25 protein-coding genes are annotated in these 26,304 nt (G+C 66.1%); 9 read left to right on the top strand and 16 right to left on the bottom strand.

Annotated elements, in window-relative coordinates:
* Positions 1-44: 44 nt before the first annotated feature.
* The 3 genes from araG to OKW41_RS40725 all read right to left on the bottom strand — a co-directional run bounded on the left by araG (position 45) and on the right by OKW41_RS40725 (position 4,316).
* Positions 45-1,610 carry an L-arabinose ABC transporter ATP-binding protein AraG gene (gene araG, locus OKW41_RS40735; protein WP_429453734.1) on the bottom strand — a complete coding sequence of 522 codons (1,566 nt, stop codon included), beginning with the start codon at positions 1,608-1,610 and terminating at the stop codon, positions 45-47.
* Positions 1,611-1,702: 92 nt separating this feature from the next.
* Positions 1,703-2,707 (bottom strand): arabinose ABC transporter substrate-binding protein, encoded by a 1,005-nt coding sequence (locus OKW41_RS40730; RefSeq protein ID WP_429453736.1) that lies wholly within the window; start codon positions 2,705-2,707, stop codon positions 1,703-1,705.
* A gap of 160 nt (positions 2,708-2,867) precedes the next feature.
* Positions 2,868-4,316 carry an aldehyde dehydrogenase family protein gene (locus tag OKW41_RS40725; protein ID WP_429453738.1) on the bottom strand — a complete coding sequence of 483 codons (1,449 nt, stop codon included), beginning with the start codon at positions 4,314-4,316 and terminating at the stop codon, positions 2,868-2,870.
* A 175-nt stretch (positions 4,317-4,491) separates the two neighbouring features.
* Here OKW41_RS40725 and OKW41_RS40720 point away from each other — a divergent pair, with 175 nt between their 5' ends.
* Positions 4,492-5,469 carry a LysR family transcriptional regulator gene (locus OKW41_RS40720; RefSeq protein ID WP_018418915.1) on the top strand — a complete coding sequence of 326 codons (978 nt, stop codon included), beginning with the start codon at positions 4,492-4,494 and terminating at the stop codon, positions 5,467-5,469.
* A 142-nt stretch (positions 5,470-5,611) separates the two neighbouring features.
* The gene (locus tag OKW41_RS40715; RefSeq protein WP_429454621.1) at positions 5,612-6,166 is read left to right on the top strand and encodes a YaeQ family protein; all 555 of its coding nucleotides are present in this window, start codon (positions 5,612-5,614) and stop codon (positions 6,164-6,166) included.
* A gap of 44 nt (positions 6,167-6,210) precedes the next feature.
* Here OKW41_RS40715 and OKW41_RS40710 read toward each other — a convergent pair whose 3' ends face one another.
* Positions 6,211-6,636 (bottom strand): VOC family protein, encoded by a 426-nt coding sequence (locus OKW41_RS40710; protein WP_090802309.1) that lies wholly within the window; start codon positions 6,634-6,636, stop codon positions 6,211-6,213.
* 463 nt (positions 6,637-7,099) lie between these two features.
* Here OKW41_RS40710 and ada point away from each other — a divergent pair, with 463 nt between their 5' ends.
* The 4 genes from ada (at position 7,100) to OKW41_RS40690 (ending at position 11,776) form a co-directional block, all read left to right on the top strand.
* Complete coding sequence (ada, locus tag OKW41_RS40705; protein ID WP_429575952.1) at positions 7,100-8,290, top strand: bifunctional DNA-binding transcriptional regulator/O6-methylguanine-DNA methyltransferase Ada; 1,191 nt, start codon at positions 7,100-7,102, stop codon at positions 8,288-8,290.
* Positions 8,287-9,207, top strand: coding sequence for a DNA-3-methyladenine glycosylase family protein (locus OKW41_RS40700; protein ID WP_429575951.1), 921 nt, complete (start codon positions 8,287-8,289; stop codon positions 9,205-9,207). Before ada ends, OKW41_RS40700 begins: the two co-directional genes overlap by 4 nt.
* Before the next feature lie 213 nt (positions 9,208-9,420).
* Positions 9,421-11,037, top strand: coding sequence for a glutamate--cysteine ligase (gshA, locus tag OKW41_RS40695; RefSeq protein ID WP_429453744.1), 1,617 nt, complete (start codon positions 9,421-9,423; stop codon positions 11,035-11,037).
* A 223-nt stretch (positions 11,038-11,260) separates the two neighbouring features.
* Positions 11,261-11,776 (top strand): hypothetical protein, encoded by a 516-nt coding sequence (locus tag OKW41_RS40690; RefSeq protein ID WP_429453746.1) that lies wholly within the window; start codon positions 11,261-11,263, stop codon positions 11,774-11,776.
* Positions 11,777-11,827: 51 nt separating this feature from the next.
* Here OKW41_RS40690 and OKW41_RS40685 read toward each other — a convergent pair whose 3' ends face one another.
* Together OKW41_RS40685 and OKW41_RS40680 are read right to left on the bottom strand one after the other, a co-directional pair.
* Positions 11,828-13,390, bottom strand: a complete 1,563-nt coding sequence (locus OKW41_RS40685; protein WP_429453748.1) for a DHA2 family efflux MFS transporter permease subunit — start codon at positions 13,388-13,390, stop codon at positions 11,828-11,830.
* Positions 13,391-13,602: 212 nt separating this feature from the next.
* Positions 13,603-14,109 (bottom strand): MarR family winged helix-turn-helix transcriptional regulator, encoded by a 507-nt coding sequence (locus tag OKW41_RS40680; protein WP_429575950.1) that lies wholly within the window; start codon positions 14,107-14,109, stop codon positions 13,603-13,605.
* Between the two features lie 258 nt (positions 14,110-14,367).
* Between OKW41_RS40680 and OKW41_RS40675 the strand changes: the two genes are divergently transcribed.
* Both OKW41_RS40675 and OKW41_RS40670 read left to right on the top strand, forming a co-directional pair.
* Positions 14,368-14,766, top strand: a complete 399-nt coding sequence (locus tag OKW41_RS40675) for a hypothetical protein (RefSeq protein ID WP_429575949.1) — start codon at positions 14,368-14,370, stop codon at positions 14,764-14,766.
* A 291-nt stretch (positions 14,767-15,057) separates the two neighbouring features.
* The gene (locus tag OKW41_RS40670) at positions 15,058-16,662 is read left to right on the top strand and encodes an efflux transporter outer membrane subunit (RefSeq protein ID WP_429575948.1); all 1,605 of its coding nucleotides are present in this window, start codon (positions 15,058-15,060) and stop codon (positions 16,660-16,662) included.
* A 136-nt stretch (positions 16,663-16,798) separates the two neighbouring features.
* On the opposite strand, the gene OKW41_RS40665 is transcribed toward OKW41_RS40670, so the two are convergent.
* From OKW41_RS40665 to gspG, 8 genes are all read right to left on the bottom strand, one after another.
* Positions 16,799-17,578, bottom strand: coding sequence for a type II secretion system protein N (locus tag OKW41_RS40665; RefSeq protein WP_429575947.1), 780 nt, complete (start codon positions 17,576-17,578; stop codon positions 16,799-16,801).
* A gap of 28 nt (positions 17,579-17,606) precedes the next feature.
* Complete coding sequence (locus OKW41_RS40660) at positions 17,607-18,110, bottom strand: type II secretion system protein M (protein ID WP_090802323.1); 504 nt, start codon at positions 18,108-18,110, stop codon at positions 17,607-17,609.
* Positions 18,107-19,516 carry a type II secretion system protein GspL gene (gspL, locus tag OKW41_RS40655; protein WP_429575946.1) on the bottom strand — a complete coding sequence of 470 codons (1,410 nt, stop codon included), beginning with the start codon at positions 19,514-19,516 and terminating at the stop codon, positions 18,107-18,109. Before gspL ends, OKW41_RS40660 begins: the two co-directional genes overlap by 4 nt.
* Before the next feature lie 28 nt (positions 19,517-19,544).
* Positions 19,545-20,660 carry a type II secretion system minor pseudopilin GspK gene (gene gspK, locus OKW41_RS40650; protein ID WP_429575945.1) on the bottom strand — a complete coding sequence of 372 codons (1,116 nt, stop codon included), beginning with the start codon at positions 20,658-20,660 and terminating at the stop codon, positions 19,545-19,547.
* A gap of 1 nt (position 20,661) precedes the next feature.
* Entirely contained in the window at positions 20,662-21,336 is a 675-nt protein-coding gene (locus OKW41_RS40645) for a PulJ/GspJ family protein (protein ID WP_429575944.1), read from the bottom strand.
* Complete coding sequence (gene gspI / locus OKW41_RS40640; protein ID WP_429576549.1) at positions 21,314-21,706, bottom strand: type II secretion system minor pseudopilin GspI; 393 nt, start codon at positions 21,704-21,706, stop codon at positions 21,314-21,316. The genes OKW41_RS40645 and gspI overlap by 23 nt, the downstream gene beginning before the upstream one ends.
* Before the next feature lie 52 nt (positions 21,707-21,758).
* Positions 21,759-22,286, bottom strand: coding sequence for a GspH/FimT family pseudopilin (locus OKW41_RS40635; RefSeq protein WP_429575943.1), 528 nt, complete (start codon positions 22,284-22,286; stop codon positions 21,759-21,761).
* 189 nt (positions 22,287-22,475) lie between these two features.
* A complete protein-coding gene (gspG, locus tag OKW41_RS40630) occupies positions 22,476-22,940 on the bottom strand; it encodes a type II secretion system major pseudopilin GspG (protein WP_429453768.1) in 465 nt (154 codons plus the stop codon).
* A 135-nt stretch (positions 22,941-23,075) separates the two neighbouring features.
* On the opposite strand from gspG, the gene OKW41_RS40625 reads away from it, so the two are divergent.
* Positions 23,076-23,489 (top strand): type II secretion system protein N, encoded by a 414-nt coding sequence (locus tag OKW41_RS40625; RefSeq protein WP_429575942.1) that lies wholly within the window; start codon positions 23,076-23,078, stop codon positions 23,487-23,489.
* Between the two features lie 76 nt (positions 23,490-23,565).
* On the opposite strand, the gene gspF is transcribed toward OKW41_RS40625, so the two are convergent.
* Positions 23,566-24,783, bottom strand: a complete 1,218-nt coding sequence (gspF, locus tag OKW41_RS40620) for a type II secretion system inner membrane protein GspF (RefSeq protein ID WP_184036826.1) — start codon at positions 24,781-24,783, stop codon at positions 23,566-23,568.
* A 4-nt stretch (positions 24,784-24,787) separates the two neighbouring features.
* On the bottom strand, positions 24,788-26,302 hold the full coding sequence (gene gspE, locus OKW41_RS40615) for a type II secretion system ATPase GspE (protein WP_429576548.1): 1,515 nt from the start codon (positions 26,300-26,302) through the stop codon (positions 24,788-24,790).
* Positions 26,303-26,304: the final 2 nt, after the last annotated feature.

The raw sequence follows: 26,304 nt of genomic DNA, 5'->3' as shown, positions 1-26,304 counted from the left end.
TGCGGTATTCGGTAAGAGGTCTGGTGGCGCGATCCGTTGGGCGATCAGCGCGGCAATGCCAGCTTGATCAGCGCATCCGGCGTGGCCTGCGCCTTCGGCAGATCGCCGACGATGCGGCCTTCCTTCATCACGATCACGCGATCGGTCACGCCGATCACCTCGGCGAGATCGCTCGACACGACGATGACCGTGCGGCCCGCCTCGGCGAGCCCATACAGCAGCCCATAGATCTCGCTGCGCGCCCCGACGTCGATGCCGCGCGTCGGCTCGTCCATCAGGAACACGTCGATCTCTTCGGCGAGCCAGCGCGACAGGATCACCTTCTGCTGATTGCCGCCGGACAGCGTGCCGATCGGCGTGTCGCCGTTGCGCGTCTTGATCGCGAGCTTGCCGATGAACTCACGCGTGGTCTGCGCTTCCTTGCGGCCGTTGAGCACGTTGAAGCGGCTGAAGTGACGGCGGCAGCTGATGTTCAGGTTGTCCGACACCGACGCGATCGACACGATGCCTTCCTGCTTGCGATCCTCGGGACACAGCGCGACACCGGCGCGCACCGCGTCGCGCGGCGTGGCGAACTGCACGCGCTTGCCCTTCAGCGCGACCTCGCCGGCGCTCGGCTTGACCGCGCCGTAGATCAGCTTCATCAACTCGGAGCGGCCCGCGCCGACGAGCCCGAAGAAGCCGACGATCTCGCCCTTGCGCGCCGAAAACGATGCCGGTTCGCGCAGGCCCGGTCCCATCAGGCCGTCGACCTGAAGCTGCACGTCGCCGTGCTCGCGCGCGCGATAGCCGTACACATCGGTGATCGAGCGGCCCACCATGCAGCTGATCAGCCGATCGCGATCGAGTCCCGCGCCGGCTTCGAAGGTGTCGATGCGGCGGCCGTCGCGAAACACGGTGACGCGATCGCACAGTTCGTAGACTTCATCCATCCGGTGCGTGACGTAGATGATCGCGCGGCCTTCGGCCTTCAGCGCGCGGATGATGCGGAACAGTTGCGTGGTTTCGCGCGACGACAGCGAGCTGGTCGGTTCGTCGAACGCGATCACGCGCGCGTCGCGCATCAGCGCCTTGCCGATTTCGATCATCTGCCGCTGACCGATCGACAGATGCTTGACCTGCTGCGACGGATCGAGCTTTTCGCCGAGGCGTTCGAGCTCGCGCATCGCACGCGCGACCAAAGCCTTTTCGTCCAGTACGCCGAAGCGATTCGGCAGGGCGCCGAGCATCAGATTCTCGGCGACCGTCAGCTCCGGCACCAGATGCAGTTCCTGATAGATGATCGCGATGCCCGCGGCGATCGCCGCCTTGGTCGTCGCGAACTGCTGCTCGACGCCGTCGAGCGACAACGTGCCCGAGACAGGATGATTGACGCCTGACAGGACCTTCAGCAGCGTCGATTTGCCGGCGCCGTTTTCGCCCATCAGGCCGTGCACCTCGCCGCGGCGCACTTCTAGCGAGACCTGGTCGAGCGCGAGCACGCCCGGAAAGCGCACGGTGATGCCGTCGAGCCGGAGATAGGGGGCGTCGGATGCGGGCGTCGATGCAGGCGAGGGCGAGGGCGCGAGCGCCGCCTCGCTGGCACGAGACCCGGTGAGTAAGGACGTCATCGATAAACCTCGAACGGATGAAACCTGAGCGGGCCGCGCTCGCGCTAAACGCGAGGCACGAGGCGGCCCGCCGTCTGCTGCGAGAACCTCGCTTAAATACCCAGTTCCTTGCGCACGTCCTGCCAGTTGCCGCGCACCATCAGCTTGCCGGTGGTTTGCGTGTCGGCGGGCGGCTGCTTGCCGTCCTTGATCCACTCGATAAGGTTCTCGGTGCTTTCCTTGCCGTGGTTCGTCGAGCTGACCGCGATCGTGCCGTAGAAGCCCGTCGGTTCCTTCTTCTGGAACTCGGCGAACGCCTCGCCCGCGCCGTTGATGCCGACGCCGATCACGTCCGCGGCCGGAATATGCAGCTGTTCGGTCGCGCGCACGCCGCCGAGCACGCTTTCCTCGTTGAGCGCGAAGATCACCCACTTCTTGATGTTCGGATGCTGCGCGAGCACCGGCGACACCGCGTTGAAGCCGCCTTCGTCGTCGGTGGTTTTCTGCGGCGCGTCGAAGACGTTTTCCTTCTTGAAGCCGCCGGCGAGCAGCGACTGCGTCGCGCCGTCGGTGCGCAGCTTCGCGGTCGGCAGCTCATAGTCCGTGATACGCAGCGCGCCGACTTCCTCAGGCTTCCAGCCGCGGCGCTTCATTTCGTCGGTGATCGCCTGGCCCACCTGGTTGCCGATCTTGAAGGCCGACATGCCGAGGTGCGGCACGTTCGCCAGCGGCTTGCCGGTCGAATCGACCAGCTGGTCGTCGACGGTCACGAACTTCATGTTGTAGCGCTTCGCGCGCGCCTGAATCGCCGGTCCGAGACGCACGTCGGGCGCGCAGATCACGAAGCCTTTCGCGCCTTGCGCGCCGAGGTTGTCGATCGCGGCCAGCACTTTTTCGCCGTCGGGCGTGCCGATGTTGACGACCGAGAAGCCGTCCTTCTGGCCGAGCGCGGTCGCGGCTTTCTGTTCGTTGATGAACCACGCCTGTTCGGGCATCTTCACGAGGAAGCCGACTTTGAGCGGCTCATCCGCGCGGGCGGACAGTTGTGCGGCGAACGGGGCGGCGAGGGCGGCGGCGGCCATCGCGGTCAGGGTCAAACGGCGTAGCTTGCTGGTCATCTACTGTCTCCTGAGGGTGAAAAGCTGCATTGATGTCGTGTAGTTGCAGCGGGGTAACGCAGGCGGCGTCAGCCGTCGCGCGAATCGGGGCGGATCTGCGCGCGGCACGCCGGACGGTTCGCGCAAGTCGCGGTGAAAACGGTGGCGCGGCTCATTGCTTCTAGCTCGCCAGGTACGCCGTTTTCACGGCGGTCCAGAACGCGGCATCGCTCGCGCCATAGGCCGACGCCTTGCGCCCGCCGCCGGGTCCGTGATGCTCGACGGCCGTGGTCGGCAGATTGATCGTGACGAGACCGCTCTGCACGTGGCGGCGAAAATGCCGCGCGCGTTCGAGCGAGCGCGTGCAGATGCCGGCGCACAGTCCGTAGGCGGTGTCGTTCGCGAGATGTAGCGCGTGTTCGTAATCGTCCGCGCGCAGCACGACCGCGAGCGGCCCGAAAATCTCTTCACGCGCAATGCGATGCTCCGATTCGCCGATAAACAGCGCCGGCTCGAAAAAATAGCCGCGCGTCGCGCGCTCCAGTTGCCGCCCGCCGCGCAGCAACTGCGCGCCTTCCTGCTCGCCGACGCGCACGTAGTCGAGATTGCGTTCGAGCTGCGCGGCGTTCGCCACCGGGCCGATATCGGTGCCGTGCTTCAACGCGTGATCGACGGTGAGTTTCGCGAGCTTTGCCTGCAACGCGTCGACGAACGGCGCGAACACCGTGCGTTCGACGATCAGCCGCGCGGCAGCCGTGCTGCGCTGGCCGGTCGCGCTGAAGGCACCGGTGAGCGCCGCGTCGACCGCGCCGTCGAGATCGGCGTCGGCCAGCACGACGAACGGATTCTTGCCACCCATCTCGAGCTGCACGCGCGCCTGGCGCGTCGCGGCGGCCTGCAGCACGCGCGTGCCGGTGTCGGACGAACCGGTGAAGCTGATCGCCGCGACGAGCGGATGTGCGACGATGCGCGCACCGACCTTGCGTCCGCTGCCCATCACGAGGTTGAACACGCCGGCCGGCAAGCCCGCGCGACTGACGATCGACGCGAGCGCCGCCGCGCAAGCCGGCGCCGATTCTGCCGGCTTGTAGACGACGCAGTTGCCGTGCGCGAGCGCGGCACCGATCTTCGCCGCGGCGATCGCGAGCGGCGCGCTCCACGGCGCGATGATGCCGACCACCCCGAGCGGCTCGCGCGTCACGTCGATTTCGACGCCGGCACGCGCCGACGCGAGCGGCTCGACGAACGCGCGCAGCGCCTCGGCCGCGAACAGCTTGAACAGTTGCCCTGCGCGCGTCGCTTCGGCGAGCGCCTCAGGCAGCACCTTGCCGACTTCACGCGCGAGCAGCCGGGCCAGCTCCTCGCGGCGCGCGAGCATTTCGCTGCCGATCGCGTCGAGCGCGTCGGCGCGGCGCTGTGCGGAGGCGAGCGACCAGTCGCGAAACGCCGCGTGCGCAGCCTCGATCGCGCTGTCGGTCTGCCGCACGTCCGCGCGCACGTATTCGCCGACCGGCTCGTCGAGATCCGACGGATTGAGCGACACGCCCGTGGTCGCGCCGGTCTCCCATCCGCCATTGATGTAATGGCGAAACGGGCTGGCAACGAGGGGGACGAGCGGATCGCGGTTCATCGGCGAAAAAAAGGCGCACCGGAAGTTCACAAAAGTCCACGAATGGTATGAGCGGTCCCAATAACTTTCCAATCCCTTTTTAGGCTTCTCCGATATCAGTTTCGGTATGGCATCATGGAGCTTCAGAGGAAGAACGTACAAACATCGCTCGTAAAAAAACCCAGGAGACCCTGCGATGACGCGTAGCTATTCGAACTGGTTCGTGCGCGCGCGGCTAAAGACGCGCCAGTTGCTGCTGCTTGCCGCGATGGAGGAGGAGGGCAACGTGCGCCGCGCGGCCGACGTGCTCGGCATGACGCAGCCGGCCGCGTCGCGCCTGTTGAAAGAGCTCGAGGACATGCTCGGCGTGAGCCTGTTCGACCGCACGCCGCACGGTATGCATGCGACGCTGTACGGCGAGGTGATGATCCGCCACGCGCGCATGGTGCTGTCGAACCTGAGCCAGGCGCACGACGAAATCTCGGCGCTGCGCTCGGGGCTCGCGGGTCAGGTGCGTATCGGCGTGATCGCCGCGGCCGCCGCGACGATGGTGCCGCGCGCGATCGCGAGCGTGAAGGAGCGTTATCCGCAGTTGCAGATCTGGACCGAGGTCGAGACCTCCGACGTGATGCTGCCGCGGCTCGCCGAAGGCGATCTCGACATCATGATCGGCCGCGTGCTCGAACGGCAGAATCAATTCAAGACCGACGTGCGCTACGAACCGCTCGCCGACGAACCGCTGTGCGTGGTCGCGCGTCCCGGCCATCCGCTCGAAAATGAAACGGGATTGACGCTGCGCGGTATCGTCAACGCGGCGTGGGTGCTGCATCCGCCGGGCAGCGTGCTGCGCCATCGCTTCGATCTGATGTTTTCGCAGATCGGCCTGAATCCGCCGCAGAACGTCGTCAATACCAACAACTTTCTCGCGATTTCGAGCCTGCTGCTGCAAAGCGACATGTTGGCGGTATTGCCCGATGAAGTGGCGCGTCAGTACCAACAGTACGGGGTATTGAAGCGCGTCCCGATCGATTTGCCTTGCAGGATGGATACATTCGGTATCATCACGCGCCAGTCGCATCTATTGTCGCCAGCGGCCGCCGTCGTGCTCGACGCGCTGCGAGATGCGGCTCGCGACGTGTACGGCACGGCCACGGAACCCGCAGTGGCCCGGTAAATGCTTCCTTCTGTGTCATAGGCACCGGCTGACGGCGCGGGAGGAACATCCGATGTACAGCAAACACGAGAAACGGCAACGCGCCGTCGACGATTCATTTTCGCTGCGCTCCGGTGGAGCGAGCGCCTGGTTTAGCAACGGCATGGCTCTCAAATCGACGATATACAAGGCGGAACTGCAGATCGCTGACATGGACCGGCACTATTACGCCGACCATTCGCTGACGATCGCCCGTCACCCCTCCGAAACCGACGAACGGATGATGGTCCGCGTCGCCGCGTTCGCGCTGTTCGCGCAGGAACGGCTGGAGTTCTGCAAAGGTTTGTCGGATGTCGACGAACCGGATCTGTGGGCGAAGGATCTGACCGGCGCGATCGACACGTGGATCGAGGTCGGCCAGCCCGATGAGCGCCGCATCGCCAAGGCGAGCGGGCGGGCGAATCACGTGGTCGTGATCGCGTATGGCGGGCGTACTTCGGAAATCTGGTGGCAGGGCGTGCGCAACAAGGTCGAGCGCCTGCGCAACGTGACGGTCTGGACGCTCGACGAAGACGTCGCGGCATCGCTCGGCTCGCTTGCCGAACGCACGATGCGGCTGCAATGCACGGTGCAGGACGACGAAGCATGGCTCGGCAGCGCCGAAGCCGATGCGGTGAAGATCGACCGGACCGTACTGAAGGCGCCCGCCGATGCGTGATGGCTCAGGTCTGAACCAGTTTTTGCGCCGCTTCGTTCTCGCCTTCAGAGCGACGTGACCCGCGCCGCTTCCGGCGGCCCCTTCAGCTCGACCATATTGCCCTCCGGGTCGAACAGATACAGCGACGGCCCGAATCCGTCCGCGCCATAACGCACTCCCTGTTCGCCGAGCCGCGCGCCATGCGCGCTCAGATGCGCCTTCAGCGCGTCGGCGTCGAATGACTCGACGCGCAGACACAGGTGGTCCATGTTGCGCCCCGTGCCCGCCGCGCCATTTTCCGCGCGATCGAGCTTCGCGCCGACCTGCAGCAGATCGATCAGCGATCGGCCCGCGCGCAGTTGCGTGAGGCCGAGTTCGCGCTGCTCCTTTTCAACACTGCAACCGAGTACGTCGCAGTAAAAGCGCGCGAGGGTTTCGACGTGCGTCGCCCGGATCACGACGTGGTCGATCTCGCGAATGTGGATTTTCATGTCGAACGCCCTTTCGCTAGTTCGGAGAACCGATTAGGAAGTGTAGGAGAAAGGAAAGGGCGGGGTGGATCGGCGGGAAGTCGTGGGCGAACCGGACCAAATGCGGACCAGGCGCGGACAAAAAACGCAGGCAAAAAAAAGCCCGCTCAAGTGGAGCGGGCTGAATCCATATCAGGAGGAGACATGGAGGAGACAAGTACTAATATACACATCGGCTTGGTGCGACGCAATAACTTTTTAAGGGAAAACCCGACATCGTGCGAAATTGCCGCACTTTGAGGCAAAACGCCCGGCCGCAGGGCATTCCAAGGCGCTTCGAATTGCGGTTTGCCGGGTTTGACCCCACTACGGGTACGGACAAGCGCGTCCGAATGACAGAGCAAGATCCGGCGCGTACTGTGTAGCGTTCGGGCCTAGATTGATGAGTATCGACACTGCCTGCCCATCTGGGCCCCAGGACATCATGAACGCCACCACTCGCCATTCCGTCCCCATGCGCACCGCCGCCGACGTCGACACCACCCAGTGGCGCACCGACGACGAACGCTGGGACGCCGTCACCCACCGCGACCGCGATGCCGACGGCGCATTCTTCTACGCGGTCAGGACGACCGGCGTGTTCTGCCGGCCGTCGTGCGCGTCGCGCCAGCCGCGCCGCGAAAACGTCGCTTTCTTCACCGATGCCGCCGCCGCGCGCGCCGCGGGCTTTCGCGATTGCAAGCGCTGCCAGCCCGGTGGTCTGCCGCGCGAGCTCGACATCGTCGCCAGGGCGTGCGCCGCGCTCGACGCCGATCCGCAGCAGCGCCTCACGCTCGCGCAACTGAGCGATGCCGTGCACGTGAGCCTGTTCCATTTGCAGCGCCTGTTCAAGCGCGTGGTCGGCGTCTCGCCGCGTCAGTACCAGGCCGCGCAGCGCGGCGCCGCGTTGCGCGATGCGCTGCAGGGCGGCGCCGACGTCACACGCGCGACGCTCGACGCCGGTTTCGGCTCGCCGTCGCGAATGTACGACAGCGCGCCGGCCGAGCTCGGCATGGCGCCGTCCGCGTATCGCCGCAAGGGCGCGGGCCTGACGGTGCGCTATGCGAGCGCGCCGACCTCGCTCGGCTTCGTGCTGGTCGCCGCGACCGACAAGGGCATCTGCAAGATCGGTTTCGGCGACGACACCGCGCTGCTGATCGACGAATTGCGCGGCGAGTTCGCGAATGCCGAGCTACGCGAAGACGCCGGCCGGCTCGCGCCGTTCATCGCGCAGATCGACGCGTATCTGCGCGGCACGCGCCAGGACTTCGAGTTGCCGCTCGATATCGCGTCGACCGCATTCAAGCAGCGCGTGTGGGATGCGCTGCGGCGGATCCCGTACGGCGAGACACGCAGCTATTCGCAGATCGCCGAGGCGGTCGGCTCGCCGCGGGCGGTGCGCGCCGTCGCGAGCGCATGCGCGACCAACCCGGTCGCACTCGCGATTCCTTGCCATCGCGTCGTGCAGAAGGGCGGGGCGCTCGCCGGCTATCGCTGGGGGCTGCCGCGCAAGGCCGCGTTGCTCGACAATGAGGCGCAGCACGCAGGCGGCGTTTCAGCCAGCGACGCGCCCCGCCGCGACGCAAGCCGCACAGATGCCGACTCCCACAACTCCCAACTGGATCACGCCGCTTGAGCACGCTTAACGAGGTTGCAACTCTCGAATTGCCGTTCAAGGCACCGTTCGACTGGCCGCGGCTGCTGCGCTTTTTCAGCGGCCGCGCGACGCCTGGCGTCGAAGCCGTCGAGGACGGCGCGTATCGTCGCGCGATCGACTGGAACGGCGACAGCGGGACGCTCAGCGTGCGGCTGCATCCGCGCAAGCGCTGCATCGTCGCGAGCATCGAAGGGCCGGCGAGCCGCCACGCCGATGCACTCGCCGCGCCAATCGCAGGAATGTTCGATCTGCGCGCCGATCCAAGGAAGATCGCCGCCGGACTCGCGGCGGACCCGTGGCTCGCGCCGCTCGTCGCCGCGGTGCCCGGCCTGCGCGTGCCGGGCGCGTGGTCCGGCTTCGAACTGGTGGTGCGCGCGATCGTCGGTCAGCAGGTCAGCGTGAAGGCCGCGACGACCATCATCGGACGGCTCGTGCAGCGAGCGGGCGAACGCATCGACGGGCATCCGCACGAAAACACCGCGTGGCGTTTTCCGACGCCGGCCGCGCTCGCCGAAGTCGATCTCGCGCAGATCGGCATGCCGGGCAAACGCGTCGCCGCGTTGCAGGGCTTCGCGCGTGCGGTCGCGGGCGGCGACGTGCCGCTCGACAGCAGCGACACCGTCGACGCCGCGAGCCTGCGTGCCGCATTGCTCGCGCTCGCGGGCATCGGCCCATGGACCGTCGAATACGTCGCGATGCGTGCATGGCGCGATCCCGATGCATGGCCCGAGGCGGATCTCGTGCTGATGCAATCGATCTGCGCGCGCGATCCTTCGCTCGTACGGCCCGCGCAGCAGCGCAGCCGCACCGACGCGTGGCGGCCGTATCGCGCGTATGCCGCGATGCATCTGTGGAACGAGGTGGCGGATCGGGCGGGCGCTGCGCGCGGGGGATGAGCTGAGCGTCGTCGCGACGTGCCGATGCCGATGGCGTAGTTCAGCGCGACCTCGACGTGCCCGCTGAAACTCCGCCGAAGCGGCCGCAAGCGGCGGTTCTGGCGAGATGTTAAAGTGCCCGCTACTGAAAATTCCGCCGAACGTTGTCAGCCGCTATACCGTCTGTGAATCGTCTGGCGATACACGGCAACCGGCAACGCCCGACTTGCATCAATGCCAAACACCACACCTTCCTGCACGACCGACGCGCTTTCGCACCGCCTGTCCGTGCTCGGCTCGAGCCCGCAGCGCGATGTGCTGATACGCGGCCTGCGCGGCATCGAAAGGGAAAGCCTGCGCGTGACGCGCAACGGCCAGCTCGCGATGACGCCGCATCCGCGCGCGCTCGGCTCGGCGCTCACGCACCCGTCGCTGACGACCGACTACTCCGAGGCGCTGCTCGAGCTGATCACGCCGGCTGAGCAGGACGCCGCCGGAACCCTCGCGCAACTCGACGTGCTGCATCGTTTCGTCTACGCGGAGCTCGGCGACGAGATCCTGTGGAACAACTCAATGCCGGGACTGTTGCCCTCCACCGACGATGGCATTCCGATCGCGCACTACGGCACGTCGAACATCGGCAAGCTGAAGTACGTGTACCGCGTCGGCCTCGCGCTGCGCTATGGCCGCACGATGCAGTGCATCGCGGGCATCCACTACAACTATTCGCTGAGCGAAGACGTGTGGCGCCTGCTGCACGCCGATCAGCAATCCACCGCGAGCGCCGTCGACTTCCAGTCCGACCGCTACCTCGCGCTGATCCGCAATTTCCGCCGCACGAACTGGCTGCTAATGTATCTGTTCGGCGCGTCGCCGGCGCTCGATCGGCGCTTTCTCCGCGATCGCAAACACACGCTCGACACGTTCGACGCCGACACGCTGTACCGCCCGTACGCGACCAGCCTGCGCATGAGCGATCTCGGCTATTCGAACACGACCGCGCAAGCCGCGCTGCGCGCCGACTACGACACGCTGCCCGGCTATCTCGACGCGCTCGCGAAAGCCGTGAGCCAGCCGTATCCCGCCTACGAGCGGATCGGCACGCAACGCGACGGCGAGTGGGTGCAGATCAACACCAACGTGCTGCAGATCGAAAACGAGTTCTATTCGACGATTCGTCCGAAGCGCGTCACGTATCCGGGTGAGCGGCCGTTGCATGCGCTCGCCGCGCGCGGCGTGCAATACGTCGAAGTGCGTTGCATGGACATTGATCCGTTCGAGCCGGCCGGCATTTCGCTGGAAACGTCGCGCTTTCTCGACGCGTACCTGCTCGTGTGCGCGCTCGACGACAGCGCGTCCCTGCCTCCGCCTGCGTACACCGAAGCGAACCAGAACTTCGGCCGCGTGACGATGGAAGGCCGCAAGCCAGGCCTCGAACTGGTTCGCGACGGCAAGCCGGTCGCGATGATCGACTGGGCCGACGAACTGCTCGTGAAAATCGACGCCGCGGCGGCCGTGCTCGACAGCCTGAAGGGCGGCGACGAACACGCGCGCGCGGTCGCCGCGCAACGCGCGAAGCTCGCGGACGTGTCGCTGACGCCATCGGCGCGCGTGCTGCAAACGATGCGCGACCAGCAGCAAAGCTTCCTCGCGTTCGGCCTCGCGCAAAGCGAAGCGCACGCCGCGTACTTCCGTGCGCGTCCGCTCGATGCCGCGCAGTCCAAGGCGTTTGCCGACCTCGCGGTGCGATCGCTCGACGAACAGGCGAAGCTCGAACGCGACGAGGTTGGTTCGTTCGATGCGTTCGTCGCTGCGTATCGGGCCTATACGCTCAATCGCTTCAGCGTCTGAGCGTTCGGACCACAGCATCCCGGAAGTGCTTCAAGCGGCCCACGTGGCCGCTTTTTCTTTGCCCCGAGTAACGCGCAGGTAACCTCTACGGATTGAGCTCTTCAGGCGTCCGCGGAATCGGCAAATACTCCGCGCGACGTCGCGATTCTCTGATCTGGGTGAAACACCGCTTCGATGGGGTGGTCCAAAATCTTATGACATGCTCCACAGGGGAGGTATCGACGTGAAGAACAAAGCTCTGTTGGCCGCGCTGTGTCTCGTGGCGGCGACGGCATGCTCGACCCAGGGTCAGGTCGATCCCGATGTCATGCAGATCGCGACCAGGCCGTTGACGTGTTCGAACAAGGCCGAATGCGACCTCTGGTGGCAACGGGCGCAAACGTGGGTCGCGAGTCATTCGAAGTACAAGATCGAGACCGCTAACGACTCGCTGATCCAGACCGCCGGCCCGGACGGCGGCAAGCGCGCGCTCGCGTTTCAGATCACGCGCGCCGCAGGTCCCGATGGCACCACCACGATCGGCTTTTCGGCGCATTGCGACAGCTCGCTCGGCTGCAAGCCGAATCCGTGGGAAGCCGGTGCGGATTTCAAGCAGTATGTGAGAGGCACCACGGGCACAGCCGCCAGCGCGCCGCAAGGCAGCGCGACGCCATCGCAGAACGCGCCCGATGCGACGCATCCGGAGACGATGCCCCGTAACACGACCACGCTGCCGAATGGCGAGGCGATGTCGCAATAGATCGAGCGGTGGCCGCAGCGGCGATGCGTTCGCCGCTGCCGCGCGTTTGCTTCAGTGTCCTAATGAGGGCCCGGTGCCTTTGCGCGGCTTCGTGATCCACACGAGCACCGCCAGCACGATAAACGCCGCGCCCGAGATGCGGAAGAAGTCGTTGGTGGCCATCATGTACGCCTGACTCGTCACCACCTGGTTCAGCTGCGCGGTCAGGCTGTCGCCGGAGAGCCCGGCGCCCGCCAGCGCATTCGTATAGGCGTTGGTGTTCGCCGAATACGTGCTGACCGAATCTGCAAGCATCGCGTGGTGATAGATCGTGTCGTTTTCCCAGAACGTCGTGCTGATCGCGGTGCCGATCGCGCCCGACAATGTGCGGAAAAAGTTCGACAGACCCGACGCGCTTGCAAGACGCTCGTCGGACACGCTCGACAGCGTGATTGTCGTCATCGGCACGAAGAAGCAGGCGACGCCGATCCCCTGCACGAGCCGCGGCAGGATCACGTGGCCGAACGGCACGTCGAGCGTGAACGTCGAGTTCCAGAACGACACGATCGCGAACACGATGAACGCGAAGCTCGCGACCATGCGCAGATTCAGCCGATGCATGTTCTTGCCGATCATCGGCGACAGAAACAGCGCGAGCAATCCGACCGGTGCCGTGGCGAGACCCGCGAGGCCGGCCGTATAGCCCATCACCGTTTGCAGCCATAGCGGGAAGATCACCACCGAGCCGAAGAACGCCATGAAGCCGAACGAGACGATCACGACGCCGAGCGCGAAGTTGCGATCCTTGAACAGCGACAGGTCGACGATCGGCTCCTTCTCGGTCAACTCCCACACGAGCAGGAACGCGATCGACACGAGCGCGATCACGGCGAGCGCCACGATGAACGTCGAGTTGAACCAGTCGCGGTCCTTGCCGAGGTCGAGCATCATCTGCAGACACGACACGCCGGTCACGAGCAGCACGAGGCCCACCGCGTCGATGCGCTGGCGCGTCGTCTGCGTCTCGCGGCCACGCAGCAGCAGATACGCGCAGAACGCCGAAAACAGGCCGATCGGCACGTTGATGTAGAAGATCCACGGCCACGTGAAGTTATCGGTGATGTAGCCGCCCATCACCGGGCCGAAGATCGGCGCGCAGATCACGGTCATCGCCCATAAGCCGAGCGCGAGTCCACGTTTGGCGGGCGGGTAGGAGCGCATCAGGATCGTCTGCGACAGCGGCACCATCGGCCCGGACACGAGCCCTTGCACGAGCCGGAATGCGATCAGCGATTCGAAGTTGTGCGCGAAACCGCAGGCCGCCGACGCGATCGTGAACAGCAGCACGGACAGCGTGAAAAGTCGTACCTCGCCGACGCGTCGCGCGAGCCAGCCGGTCAGCGGCACAGCGATCGCCGAGGCGACCGAGTACGACGAGATCACCCAGGTGCCCTGGCTTGCGGCGACGCCGAGGCTGCCGGAAATGGTCGGCACCGCGACGTTCGCGATCGAGGTGTCGAGCACCTCCATGAAGGTGCCGAGCGCAAGGCCGACGGTCAGCAGCGCGAGCGTGCCGCCCTTGAGCGGGGCGAGTTCTGCTGCGGGCAGCGTGGCGTTGGAAGCCGTGGCATCCATAGGTTTGTTCTCCCTCAGGCGGCGAAAGCTTGTCGCGGCAGCCTTATCGCGTGCGTCAGATACGTTGCTTGCATGCCGCATCACCCTCTGCCCAGACAGATATCTAATGACAATGACGCCTTGGAAAAGCGCCTCGTGATTGTCCTGCTAGTACTTCGTGATGACGCGCCGCCGCCATCCGACGACGACCGTTGTTTGACGCATGCTTCGGCTCATCCCGGCGGCTCGTCCGGCGGTGGCGCCGGTCCGCAACCCACGTCGGCGCCTCCCTCGGGACCGTTTGCGATGAAACGGGCGAGCAGGTGAATCAGCGTCGCGTGCTCCCCGGCGGTAAAGCCGCGCAACTGGTCGTTCAGCACAGTTGCGCCGAGGTTCGGCAACTGGCGCGCGGCCTCGTGGCCCTGCTGCGTCAGCTCAAGTTTCACCATGCGTCGGTCGTCGCTGCTGCGCGTGCGCACGACGAAGCCCTTCTTTTCCAGCCGGTCGAGCAGACGCGTCATCGAGCCGCTGTCGTACGACATCGCGCGCGACAGCTCGAATGGCGTGCTCGCGCGCCGCGACGACAGCATCAGAATCACCCCGATCTGCTGCGCGGTGAGCCCGAGCGGCTTGACCGCACGGTCCGTGCGCTCGACCAGTACATTGCGCGCTTTCGTCAGGTAGTAGCCGAGACTGCTCGTGAGCTCGACCTCGTCCGCTTTGTAGGGGCCATCAGTCATGGGGTATCCGCAACATCCAGGCAAGACGAAGTTTAGCTGCCTAAGCAGACAAGTCAAATCGCATTTTGCGGTGCGCAACGAGGCCAACCGAAATACAACAGTCGAATCATTTGCGTCGCACAGTATCTTGAAATTTGATTGCATAGTCAATATTATGACAAGCAATGAGTTTCGCGCGTCCTGCGCCATTCGAGACCATGTTCTGACCGATCGACCGCACGCCGCCCGCCTCGCGACGCGCGCCAAAGGATTTCCCCGATGCTGTACCTCAAAAACACGCTTGGCGGCCTCAGCCGCTCACTGACCGATTCCGCACTCCATACCTTCCAGGGCCGACACCGCTGGTGGAAGCTCGCGCTGTTTGCGGGACTGTTCGTGCTGCCGGGTGGGTCGGTGGGTGTCGCGTTGCTCGCGTGGGCCGAGCATCGAAGGGGGACGAAGCGGGCGAGGAAAGGCAGCGTTGGGGGCGCGGAATCCAGCGAGATCGTGCTGCCGAAGGAAAGCTTCGTGATAAAGGCGGGAAACGTCGCCCCCGCGACGGCCAACGGCGGTAACGCTTGCCTCGCGCCAGGCGGTGCGTCGTGCCGGGCCTCCGCTGGCAAGCTCGCGTGCCAGCGTCAACGCCAGCAGACCCAATCCACGGAATCGCGGCTCTGAAGGTGCACCGATGGTGCACCGATTCGCAGCGCGCTTTTCGGCACACAGTTTCGCTTCGTCTAGCCATCTGAACGACCGCGAACCCGCAGCCTCTCGCGCCGCCGGTAACAACGCGTAACCATCGCGTCACCGCAAGTAACACAACTGCGCACGGCCTCGCATTAACCTTTCGGCTTTCAGTTTCCCGCGCTCGCGCGGGCTCATACGCTAACATTCCGGCAGACCACGATCTCGCCCGGCCGGTGGCGCCATTCCCCGGCGGCATTGCGGCGTCCAGAAGGAATTCATTGCATGCAGTCTGATCGAATGTCGCGGGCGCTTGCGCCGCGCGTCCTGTCCCTTGCCGTGAGCGCGGCCTGCGCGACGCTCCTGGCCGCCTGCGCGGTCGGTCCGAACTATCAGCGGCCGGCCACCGAGATCCCCGCGTCGTTCAAGGAAGCCGCGCCCGGCTGGAAAGTCGCCGAACCCGCCGATCAACACGACCGCGGCGACTGGTGGGCGATCTACGAAGACCCGAAGCTCAACGAACTCGAATACAAGCTCAACACCGCGAACCAGACCATCGCGCAATTCGCCGCGAGCTACCGGCAGGCGCGCGCGCTCGTCGGCGAAGCGCGGGCAGCGTACTTCCCGACGATCGGTGCGTCGGCGGGCGCGACGCGCTCGGGCAACGGCACGCAAACCAGTGGCAACGCGACTACGGCGACCAGTCGCGAGGGCATCACCAACAGCTTCAACGTCCAGATGACGGCGAGCTGGGAGCCCGACCTGTGGGGCTCGGTCACGCGCTCGGTCAACGCGCAGAAAGCCGGCCAGCAGGGCGCGGCCGCCGACCTCGCGAACGCGCGCCTGTCCGCCCAGGCGACGCTCGCGCAGACCTACTTCCTGCTGCGCGCGCTCGACTCCACGCAGAAGCTGCTCGACGACACCGTGATCGCCTATCAGCGCTCGCTGCAACTCACGCAGAATCAGTACGCGGCGGGCGTCGCCGCGCGCTCGGACGTGATCCAGGCGCAAACGCAGCTGCAATCGGCGCAGGCCGCCGCGATCGACAACGGCATCCAGCGCGCGCAGGACGAGCACGCGATCGCGGTGCTGGTCGGCGTGCCCGCGTCGATGTTCTCCCTGCCGCCGATGCCGCTCACCGCGACGCCGCCCGCCGTGCCTGCGCAGATGCCCTCCGCGCTGCTCGAACGCAGGCCGGATATCGCATCGGCGGAACGCAAGGCCGCGGCGGCGAACGAGCAGATCGGCGTGGCGATCGCCGCCTTCTTCCCGTCGCTGACGCTGTCGGCGACCGGCGGCTTCGAGAACTCGGTGTTCTCGCAATTGTTGACGTTGCCGTCGCGCTTCTGGACGCTCGGCCCGCAACTGGCCGGGACGATCTTCGACGCCGGCCTGCGCAAAGCGCAAACCGAGGCCGCGCGTGCCACCTATGATGCGGATGTCGCGACCTATCGGCAGACGGTGCTCGCCGCGTTCCAGGACGTCGAGGACAACCTCGCGTCGCTGCGCATCCTCGAACAGGAAATCGTCGTGCAGCGGCAGGCGGTCGACTCGGCGCGCCAGGCGCTCGCCATCGTGACGAACGAGTACAAGGCGGGTACGGTCGGCTTCGTCAATGTGCTGACCGCGCAGACCACGGCTTTCACGGCCGAACAGAAGCTCGAGAATATCGCCGGGCAGCGGATGGTGTCGTCGGTGGGGCTCGTGAAGGCGCTCGGCGGCGGCTGGGACGCGTCGCAGATGAATCGCGAGACCGGCGATGTCGCGGCGCCCGCGCCGCTGCCGGCATCGGCGCCGAGGGCTGCGGCCACGTCAGTCGGCGCGCCGTCCATCGCACAGAGCACCGCGTCGGGCATAGACGCGCCGCAAGCGCGGGTGCAGAGCAAATAATGTCCGCTGCGCTCGCCGCGCAGCAGCGCCACAAAACAGAAGAGGCATGGTCGCAACTCGCGGCCATGCCTCTTTTTTCATCGCGCCACGCGCGAAACACGCGCCTCGGCACACATCAGCGCACGTCAGCCTCAACTCAGTGCACGAACGTCAGCGCCACCGTATCCGGCCCGCTAGGCCGGCCAAGCAGATTCAGCAGGCCGGCGAGGTTATCGTGCTGTTCCGGCGCGGCGCTCGCCGTGCCATGAAACGACGTCGATGCGGCCGACACCGTGCCGCTGCCGGTCAGCGTCAACGGACCCTTGATCGTGCTCAGATCGAGCGCCGACGACGTGCCCTGCGCCTGAAACCTGACCCGGTACGACCCGAGCGGCTTCACGAGCGACACCCGCGAGCTGACGTCGTCGAGCATCATCGTCAGCTGGCCGAACGCTTCGCCGTTGAAACTGCGCCAGTCGGACCACGACAGCTGCACGTTGCCCTGCAGATCGAGCGTGTTGAATGGCGCGCCAAGCCCCGCGAGCAGCGACGCCGGCACCGCGAGCACGCCCGGCGTGATGGTTGCGCCGCGCGGCGTCGCTTCGACCGTGATCGGGTCGGGCATCGCCTCGCTATGGCGCATGACCATGCGCACGCGTCCGGTGAAAAGCGGCCAGAACGCCGTGCGCCATTCGATCCGACCAGGCAGCAGCGTCGCCGCGCTCATATCGGCGCCGGCGGCCAGCATCACGGTCGCCGAGCCGTGCCACAGCGAGCCCTCGGCGTCGACGAGATTGACGTGCCCGTGCGTTTGCCGCGCGAACTGCGGCGTAATCCAGGCGGCCGGCAGTAACGCGAGCGTCACGGCCGCCATCGACGAAACGGCGACCGCCAGCCACGGCAGCGCCGCACGCAGGCGCCACATCCAGTAATTCATGCGAGATCCTGTAGCGAGCGGCGCGTTGTTATTTCGCGGTCGACGGTTGCAGCGCGACCGTCAGATCGACCTGGCCGTCGTCTTTCAACGCGGTGATGTGCGCCTCGGAGACCTGCACTTTGAACTGCTTGCGCACGTCATCGACCCACGCGGTCCAGGCCGGAAACGCCACGTTTTTCATTTGCACCTGCACCGCGTTGCCGACGAACTGCACCTGCGTCGCGGCGAGGCCATGTTCGCCGAGCGATGCGGAAAGCGCGTCCTTCAGCGCCGCGCCGGTCGGCGCGACACCTTGCGCGGCCGCCGACAGCGAGCGCGCCTCGTTCGACTGCGCAGTCATCTGCGCGAGCTGCCGCTGCAGGCTGGGCAGCGATTCACGCAGGTGCGCGCGGCCTTCCTGCGCGGGCGCCCACAGCACCGACCACGCAATCGCCACGGCGAGCGCGGCGCCGCCCCACGTCAGCAGCGCCTTTTCGCGATCGGTGCGCTGGTCCCAGAAGCCAGCCCATGTTTGAGCGAGTTCAGCTTTCATTGTCCGTTCCTGATGGTCCACTTGCCGGTACTGCTGTCGATCGCGCCGGTGAGGCCGTTGCGCGCGAGGCGCTTGGCGAAGTCGGGGTCGACCTTGACCGCGGGTTTGAAGGTCACGTCGAGGCGGTGCTCGTGATAGTCGAGCGCGGCAATGCCGTTGACCGGCAGCGGCGACAGCGAGCGCGCGAGGCCGTCGGCGAGCGACAGGAAGTCCTCCGGCGACAGCTCGCCCGCCGCCACGCGCAGCTGTTGCACCTGACGCGCCATCTGATCGGGCGCGTCGAGTACGACGGTCGTCTTCGGGAACGTATTGAGCAGCAGCTCCGTCATCTGCGTGTTGATCGCGTCACGCTGACGCGCAAGCATCAGCCACTGCACGTTCGCGCCCATGATCGCGACGACGAGCGCGGCGACCGCGAGCACGATCGGCAGACGCAGACGCCGCAGCGTCGCGCGATCGAGGCGCCACGGCTGCGACGCGAATTCGAACTGGCACAGGTCGAAGCGGCATTCGAGCGCGCGCCGCGCGAGCTGCTCGAACGGCAGCGGACTCGCGCCGTGAATATGCGAGGCGAGCCGCGCGGGACTCGTCGTGGGTTGGTTCGGCTCGTTGCCGGGCACCTCGGTCAGCATGTACAGCGATACCGGCGCCGCACCCGCTAGCGCGGACAGCGTCGCGTTCACCGCATCGGCCGGCGCCGCGAAACCCTCGCCCTGGACACCGCGTGCAATCGCCAGTTCGACGCGCGGCACGCCGCTGTCGAGCGCGCCTTCGACGAGCAGGGCGGGTGCGGTCTGCACGACCGCACCGAGCACCGCGGCCACCATCGGCACGATGGACGGCGCTTCGGGCGCGACTACCGGCGCGACGCCCGGTAGCGACGTCGCGACGCTCGCCGCGCCGGCCATCGCCGGCTCGCGCACTTCGGCTGTTTCATCGACGTTCGCGGCAACTTCGGTCACCGGCGCCAGCGGCAGGCAACGCGTGACCGGCACCGCGCGCAGACTGCGATGACCGGCCGCCGTGAACGCCTCACAGATGAAACGGAACCAGCCGCGATCAATGATCGCGAGCAGGTGCCGACCTTCACCAAGCCCCTGCGGATCGACCGCGATATGGCAGGTCTGCGGGTCCTGGATCAGTTGATCCTCGACGATATTGGGCAGCGCCTGGCGCAGCTTCGGGCCACGCAGCGGCGGCAGCGTCGCGGGCATCAGCAGCAGGTCGCGCGCGGCGAGCATCAGCACCGTCGTGCCGGCGCGCGGCAGCAGCGCGAGTGCCGAGCGGCCGGCGCGCTGCGTGCGCCCCGTCTTGTCGAGCAGCACGAACGGCAGCTCGGGCAGTTGCCATTCCTGCGAGGGCACCGCCGGATCACGCGGCGGCAATAGGACGATCAGCGTGCTCAAAGGCCACTCTCTCTATGGATTGCGTTGTTCATAGTTGGTCTTGTACCCGCACGATACGCGTGGTGTGAGTCAGCGGATCGCGATAGACGAGCGTCGTGCGATCCACTTCGGCGCGCTCGTGCTGCACACTGCCGTGGACTAAAAAGTAGCTCGAATTGACGTCGAACTGGTTCGGATCGATCGACACCGATTGCACACCGGCGGCGGTCAGCGCGAGCTGCACGTCGCCGGCGTTGCGGAAAAACACGGTCTGGCGCCGCGCCACGAGTGCTTGCGCCTGCGACACGGTCATGCCCGGCACCACCGCCGCGATCACTTCGGCCGACGCGGTGTTCATGTTGATCGCGGTAGTCGTAGGCAGCACGGTGACGAACGGCCGCAGCTTCGCGACGATCTCCGGCGTGTAGCCCGGAATATCGAGCAGCGAATCGACGCTCGTCATCAGCAGCGGCGCGACCGCCACGTTGTCCTCGCCGTCCTCGATGCCGGGCTGGTTCGTGAAGTTGCCGCCCGTCATACCGCCGCCGCCACCCACCTGCGGCGTGCTGCTGATCGACGTGCCGGTCTGAAAGCGCGTCGCCGATTGCGACAGCCCCGCGCGCACGTGCAGCGCGGTCACTTTGGCGAGCTGCCCGCTCAGGCCGAGCGACACCAGCAGGCGCTGATACGCGGCCATCTGCTCGGCGCTGATTTGCGTCACGCCGGGCGCCGGACTTGCGATCAGATTGCGCAGATTGAATCGGGACTGCGCGTCCTCGATCGAGCCCGACAGGTAGGTGGCCGCGCCTTGTTCAGCGCGTACCTCGCCAATCTGGCCGAGAAAATCCGACAGCCGGGTTTTCGCGATCGGCACGCCCCACAAGCCGCCCAGATACGTGATGCCAGCCGACGTATCGCCTTCGGAGCGCAAAATCAGCCGGGTCCAGTCGAGCGCGCCGCGCGCGACCCATTGCGCCTGCGACAACAGCCGCTGATTCTCGATGCGCCGGATTTGTACCTGCTGGCGCCACAACATGCCGGACACGAGGATCGCCGACAGCGCGACGACGAGCAGCGCGCTGATGATGGCCGCACCGCGCTCCCGCGCGCCGGCCACGCGCGAACCGGATGCCGACTTTTTCGACAACGACGAGGAGAACGTCATGTCATTCTCCGACCAGAAAAACGCGCGTGACCGGCCGCGCGAGCGATGTTGCGCCGATGCTGACCTCGAGCCCCGTCACCGAGCGTGGCATCGGCGCGTTGCCGAGCTGCGGCACCTTCAGGTTGTTGACGGCCTCGGTCATCGCGGTCTGTACGTCGTTCATCCGTATGGTCCAGCCGAGCTTCGGCACGTACATGCGCGCCGAGATCGAGCCGACGCCACCCATCAGCGGCACCGCGCTCCAGTCTTCGTCGCTGCCGTGCAACGCGCGCCGCAATTCGCCGACGTTGCCGAGCGGCGGCGACGCGTAGCGCACCACGCGGCCGTTCGAGATCTGATAGCGCACCACCTGCAGACGCGGCGCGGTGGCCGGCAGCACCATGTGCCGCACGATCTGCAGAGCGTTGCCGGACACCGAGACCGCGGCCTGGCCTGATTCGTCGTCGCTGGCGGCCTGGCGTGCGTCGATGCGCATCTGGTCGAACAGCTGCGCGAACACGCGTTCGTCTTCCATCGCGTTCGTGATCGTCGTGCGGCCGCGGATGATCTGATCGAGCCCGCGCCATGACAGCACGGCGATCACCGCGAGGATCGCGATCGCGACCAGCAGTTCGATCAGCGTGAAGCCGCGCGCGCCATGACGGCGGCGGCGCTCACAGCGAGCGGTTGTTTTCATTCGCGACCACCGTGACCATCTGCGCGAGATTGCCGGACTGCCCAGGCATCGTCACCATCACTTCGACACGGCGAAACACCGGATTCGGCGTCGCCGTCACATGCTCGGTACAGCGCAGTTGCAGATTGCCTTGCGAGCAATCGAAGCTCGTTGAGCCGATGCTGGGCCATGCATGCTTCAGATGAAGGTCCGCGAGCGCGTTGTCCGCGCTCCAGCCGGCGAGCAGACGCCGGTGCAGATCGGCTTCGCCGCTCGCGAGACTGCCGACCGCGCGCAACGACGCGGCAAGCGCGACCGCGATGATGGCGAGCGCGACCAGCACCTCGATCATCGTGAAGCCACGCTCCTCGCGGCACCCGACATCGCGCATCATGAAGAGAGAAGGGGCACGGACCGACCTGCCATAGCGAAGCATCCGCATCTCAGCGCACCTCGTAGCGGCCATTGCCGGTACCGACGATCGTCGCCTGGCCGGCCGCCGAAAACAGCGTGACCTGCACCGGCACGTCGATCGCCTCGGTACCGAACACGATGCGATCGGCGTTCGAATCCGAGCCCGGGTAACTGATCGCGACACTGGTCACGCCGCCTTCCCACTGACGCGGTCCGAGCAGATCGTCGCGCAGCGGACGCCAGCCGTCCTGGGTGCGCTGATCGAAACGGAAGCCGCCCTCGAACGGCTGCCACGCGATCGGCCGCGCGCGCACCTGCGCTTCATCGCCAGCCGATTCGAACAGCAACGCGAGACGCTGCGCTTCCTCGTTCAGATCGGTGCGCGGATTGCGGGTCATCGTGACCGCGGTCAGCGACACGAGCAGGCCCGCGATCACGAGCACGACCATCATTTCGAGCAGCGTGAAGCCTGCCGCGCGGCGGCGGCGCAGGCGGGAGCGCGGCCGCGAAGCCGTACACGGAGTGTCCACACGGGACTTGCAAGCGGACGTGCGCATAGTGCCGGCCATCGACGATCAACGAAAATTCATACAGCAATGCATCGGTGAAGCACGCACGCTTGCACGCGCCGCGAACATAACGGCGTGGCGGGCAGGGCGCCTGGCGAAACAAGCGGCCGAACCGGTGGCAAGGAGGGCGCGTGCATGAACATCATCGAGTCTGGCGGGATGCAAGGTTCAGCCTGTTCATTGCCAGGACCCGACGTCGGAGTCGTTGCCTTCGCCGCCCGGTTTGCCATCGGCGCCGTAGCTGAACACATCGATCTCGCCGTGCACGCCGGGATTCAGGTACTGGTACGCATTGCCCCACGGATCGTTCGGCAGACGCTCGAGATAGCCGCCTTCCTTCCAGTTGTTCGGCACCGGGTCGGTGGACGGCTTTTCGATCAGTGCGTGCAGGCCTTGCTCCTGGGTCGGATAGCGGCCGTTGTCGAGGCGATAGAGCTTCAACGCCTGCATCACGGTGCCGATGTCCTGCTTCGCGGCAACGCGCCGCGCTTCGTCCGGACGGCTCATGATCTTCGGCACGATCAGCGCGGCGAGAATGCCGAGAATGGCGATCACGACCATGATTTCGATCAGCGTGAAACCGCGTTGACGACGGCCGCGCGAACCCGCGTTGTCAGCGCGGCGAATGGTCGACAGTTGCATAGGTTGCTACCTCTTTTCAGGTGAAATTTTCGGTCCGGGTTATCAGATTGAACACGCCGGGCCGTCATTTTAATGTCATGCAGTTGAAGGGTTTCAACCCACCGCAATTTTCACAATAGTCCGTACAATGTGCGCATGAACGCCATCCAAATCCGCCTCCTGTCGCTCGCGCTGTTCGCCGCTTTCTGCGCGACGCTGACCTACTGGGTCATCACGCTCATCACGATGTCCGGCGCGCCGTTGCCGGCTGCGGCAGCGCATGCGCAGGTCTCGACCGATCAGGCCGCGACGCTGTTCGGCGGACAGCTCACGCGCAACGTCAATCAGGACATCCATCTCTTCGGCATCCTCGCGTTGAGCGAAGGCGCCGCGGCGATCGTCAGCGTCGGTGGCGAGCCGCCGCGCGCGGTGTCGCTCGGCAGCACGCTGATGCAAGGCACCAGGCTCGCCGAAGTCCGCGCCCGCTCGATCATCATCGACCGCAATGGCGCCCACTCGGAAATCTTCCTCCCCGCCAACTCCAGCGGTCCCACCATTTACGTGCGCTGAAACCCGAAGCGGTTGCGCGGCTGATACCGCCCGCCGCGCAAATCCTTTCTCTTCCTTCCTCGCGCTACGACGACTACTACTGCACGAGGTTGTTCAGTTCGATGATCGGCAGCATCACCGCGAGCACGATCACCAGCACCACGCCCCCCATCGCCAGGATCAGCAGCGGCTCCAGCAGGCTCGTCAGGAACATCGTGCGACGCTCCAGCTCGCGCGCTTCGCCATCGGCCGCGCGATCGAGCATCGTCGTCACGTCGCCGGTCGCTTCGCCCGAGCGGATCAGGTGCACGAGCACCGGCGGAAAGGTCTTCGTGTTGCCGAGCGCGCGCGACAGCGACGTACCTTCGCGCACTCGCACGATCGCGTCGTCGATGTTCTCGCGCATCGCATTGTTGCTGAGCGTTTCGGCCGCGGCTTGCAGCGCGCGCAGAATCGGCACGCCCGCCGCGGTCAGAATGCCGAGCGTGCTAGCGAAGCGGACCGTGTTATAGCCGCGCACGAGCTTGCCGATCAGCGGCGCGGTCAGCAGCCAGCGGTCGAAGGCGAGCCTTGGGCCCGGTTGCCTGAGCGTCGCGCGCACCAGATAGACGACCACGATCGCGCCGATCAGCATCGCCCACCACCAGTGCCGCACGAAGCCGGACAGCGCCATCATCACGATCGTCAGAAACGGCAGTTGCTGCTTGGTGCTCGCGAACACGTTGACGACCTGCGGCACCACATAGCTGAGCAGGAACGTGACGATGCCGAACGCGATGATCGTGACGATCGTCGGATACGTGAACGCCAGCACGATCTTCTGCTTCAGTGCATTGCGCTGCTCGATGTAGTCGGCGAGCCGCGACAGCACCAGGCCGAGCTTGCCCGTGTGTTCGCCGGCCGCGACGAGCGCCCGGTAGATCTCGGGGAAGTCCTTCGGATGCTGCTGCAGCGCATTCGCGAGCGAATGACCGCCGAGCACTTCGGCGCGAATCGCCGCCATCAGCTCGCGGATGTAGTCGCGCTCCGACTGCTCGGTGAGCACCGCGAGCGCTTCGTCGAGCGGCAGACCCGCGATCAGCAGACTCGCGAGCTGCCGCGTCAGAATGGCCTGCTCGCGCTGCGACAGACGACGCCCGAGCGCGAGCCGCTGATTGCGCTCGCCGCGCGTACGCGACGCCGCCGGTTCGACGACGAGGGGGGTGAGTCCCTGCGAGCGCAGATTGGTGCGCGCGCCGCGCGCACTGTCGGCGTCGAGCACGCCTTTTTGTGCCTTGCCCGCCGCGTCGATCGCTTCGAAACGGAATGCCGGCATGCGCTTATGCTCCGCCCGTCACGCGAATCACTTCTTCGAGCGACGTCAGTCCCGATGCGAGCCAGCGCTCCGAATCCTCGCGCAGCGTGCGCATGCCGTGCGCGCGGCCCGCTTCGAGAATTTCGGCGTCCGCCGCGTTGCGGTGGATCAGCGCACGGATCGTTTCATCGATCAGCAGCAGCTCGTAGACGCCGCGCCGTCCCGCGTAACCGGATTGGCCACAACGGTCGCAGCCGACCGGATGCCAGCGCTTGCTGCCGTCCTCTTCCGTGCGCTCTTCGCGACACACCGGGCACAGCCGCCGCACGAGCCGCTGCGCGAGCACGCCGAGCAGCGACGACGCGAGCAGATACGGCTCGACGCCCATGTCGGTCAGACGCGTGACCGCGGATGCCGCGTCGTTCGTGTGCAGCGTCGCGAGCACCAGGTGGCCGGTCAGCGACGCTTGCACCGCGATCTGCGCGGTTTCGAGGTCGCGGATTTCACCGATCATGATGACGTCCGGATCCTGACGCAGAATCGAGCGCAACGCGCGCGCGAAGCTCATGCCGATCCGCTCGTTGACCTGGGTCTGGCCGATGCCGGACAGGTCGTATTCGATCGGGTCTTCCACCGTCATGATGTTGGTGGTCGCCGTCTCCAGTCGCGACATCGACGCATACAGCGTCGTGGTCTTGCCGGAGCCGGTCGGGCCCGTCACGAGCACGATGCCGTGCGGCTTGCCGATCAGCTTGTCGAACTTGCCGAGCGTGTCGGATGCCATGCCCAGCGCTTCGAGATTCAGTCGCGCCGCGTCTTTTTCAAGCAGCCGCAGCACCGCGCGCTCGCCGTGGCCGGTGGGCAGCGTCGATACGCGCACGTCGACCGGACGACCGCCGACGCGCAGCGTAATGCGGCCGTCCTGCGGCAGACGTTTCTCCGCGATGTCGAGCTGCGCCATGATCTTGATCCGCGAGATCAGCGCGCCGTGCAGCGCTTTTTTCGGCCGCACCACGTCGCGCAGCGTGCCGTCGACGCGAAAGCGCACCACGGACGCATTCTCGAACGGCTCGATATGAATATCCGATGCCTGTTCGCGCGCCGCTTGCGTGAGCAGCGCGTTGATCATGCGAATGATCGGCGCGTCGTCTTCCGATTCAAGCAGATCCTCGACCTCGGGAATGTCCTGCATCAGACGCGACAGATCGACTTCGCCTTCCACTTCACCGACCACCTGCGCGGCGCTGCCGTCCTGGCGCGCATAGGCCTGGTTGATCGCCTGCGCGAGATCGTCGGCGGGCACGCGCACGACCGATACCGTGCCGTAGTTGCGCGCGACTTCGGCAAGCGCGGCTTCGCTCGTGCGCTCGCTGATCCAGACTTCGAGGCTATCGGCATACTGATGCGCGACCAGGATCTGGCCGCTGCGCGCGAAACCGTACGGCACGAGCCGGGCGGCGAGCGGCGAGGGCGCCGCGCGCTCGCCGGCGGCGGCGTCGCCGTTCAACAGACCTTGCGATGGCGCGTTTTGCGCGGGCATCT

The organism is Paraburkholderia sp. UCT70 (genome assembly GCF_050434085.1).
GTDB classification, from domain to species: Bacteria; Pseudomonadota; Gammaproteobacteria; order Burkholderiales; family Burkholderiaceae; genus Paraburkholderia; species Paraburkholderia tuberum.
Note: the sequence above shows the minus strand (reverse complement) of the source record. Positions and strands in the feature narration are given on the sequence as shown.

Bases quoted from the DNA above. Each gene is read 5' to 3' on its own strand.
- OKW41_RS40660 (WP_090802323.1), bottom strand. From the start codon at position 18,110: ATGAAAGCTGAACTCGCTCAAACATGGGCTGGCTTCTGGGACCAGCGC.
- gspE (WP_429576548.1), bottom strand. From the start codon at position 26,302: ATGCCCGCGCAAAACGCGCCATCGCAAGGTCTGTTGAACGGCGACGCC.
- OKW41_RS40675 (WP_429575949.1), top strand. From the start codon at position 14,368: ATGCTGTACCTCAAAAACACGCTTGGCGGCCTCAGCCGCTCACTGACC.
- OKW41_RS40635 (WP_429575943.1), bottom strand. From the start codon at position 22,286: ATGCGCACGTCCGCTTGCAAGTCCCGTGTGGACACTCCGTGTACGGCT.
- OKW41_RS40725 (WP_429453738.1), bottom strand. From the start codon at position 4,316: ATGAACCGCGATCCGCTCGTCCCCCTCGTTGCCAGCCCGTTTCGCCAT.
- OKW41_RS40645 (WP_429575944.1), bottom strand. From the start codon at position 21,336: ATGAAAACAACCGCTCGCTGTGAGCGCCGCCGCCGTCATGGCGCGCGC.
- araG (WP_429453734.1), bottom strand. From the start codon at position 1,610: ATGACGTCCTTACTCACCGGGTCTCGTGCCAGCGAGGCGGCGCTCGCG.
- gshA (WP_429453744.1), top strand. From the start codon at position 9,421: ATGCCAAACACCACACCTTCCTGCACGACCGACGCGCTTTCGCACCGC.
- gspF (WP_184036826.1), bottom strand. From the start codon at position 24,783: ATGCCGGCATTCCGTTTCGAAGCGATCGACGCGGCGGGCAAGGCACAA.
- OKW41_RS40715 (WP_429454621.1), top strand. From the start codon at position 5,612: ATGGCTCTCAAATCGACGATATACAAGGCGGAACTGCAGATCGCTGAC.
- OKW41_RS40665 (WP_429575947.1), bottom strand. From the start codon at position 17,578: ATGAATTACTGGATGTGGCGCCTGCGTGCGGCGCTGCCGTGGCTGGCG.
- gspG (WP_429453768.1), bottom strand. From the start codon at position 22,940: ATGCAACTGTCGACCATTCGCCGCGCTGACAACGCGGGTTCGCGCGGC.
- gspI (WP_429576549.1), bottom strand. From the start codon at position 21,706: ATGCGCGATGTCGGGTGCCGCGAGGAGCGTGGCTTCACGATGATCGAG.
- ada (WP_429575952.1), top strand. From the start codon at position 7,100: ATGAACGCCACCACTCGCCATTCCGTCCCCATGCGCACCGCCGCCGAC.
- OKW41_RS40625 (WP_429575942.1), top strand. From the start codon at position 23,076: ATGAACGCCATCCAAATCCGCCTCCTGTCGCTCGCGCTGTTCGCCGCT.
- OKW41_RS40720 (WP_018418915.1), top strand. From the start codon at position 4,492: ATGACGCGTAGCTATTCGAACTGGTTCGTGCGCGCGCGGCTAAAGACG.
- OKW41_RS40670 (WP_429575948.1), top strand. From the start codon at position 15,058: ATGCAGTCTGATCGAATGTCGCGGGCGCTTGCGCCGCGCGTCCTGTCC.
- OKW41_RS40710 (WP_090802309.1), bottom strand. From the start codon at position 6,636: ATGAAAATCCACATTCGCGAGATCGACCACGTCGTGATCCGGGCGACG.
- gspK (WP_429575945.1), bottom strand. From the start codon at position 20,660: ATGACGTTCTCCTCGTCGTTGTCGAAAAAGTCGGCATCCGGTTCGCGC.
- OKW41_RS40685 (WP_429453748.1), bottom strand. From the start codon at position 13,390: ATGGATGCCACGGCTTCCAACGCCACGCTGCCCGCAGCAGAACTCGCC.
- OKW41_RS40680 (WP_429575950.1), bottom strand. From the start codon at position 14,109: ATGACTGATGGCCCCTACAAAGCGGACGAGGTCGAGCTCACGAGCAGT.
- OKW41_RS40730 (WP_429453736.1), bottom strand. From the start codon at position 2,707: ATGACCAGCAAGCTACGCCGTTTGACCCTGACCGCGATGGCCGCCGCC.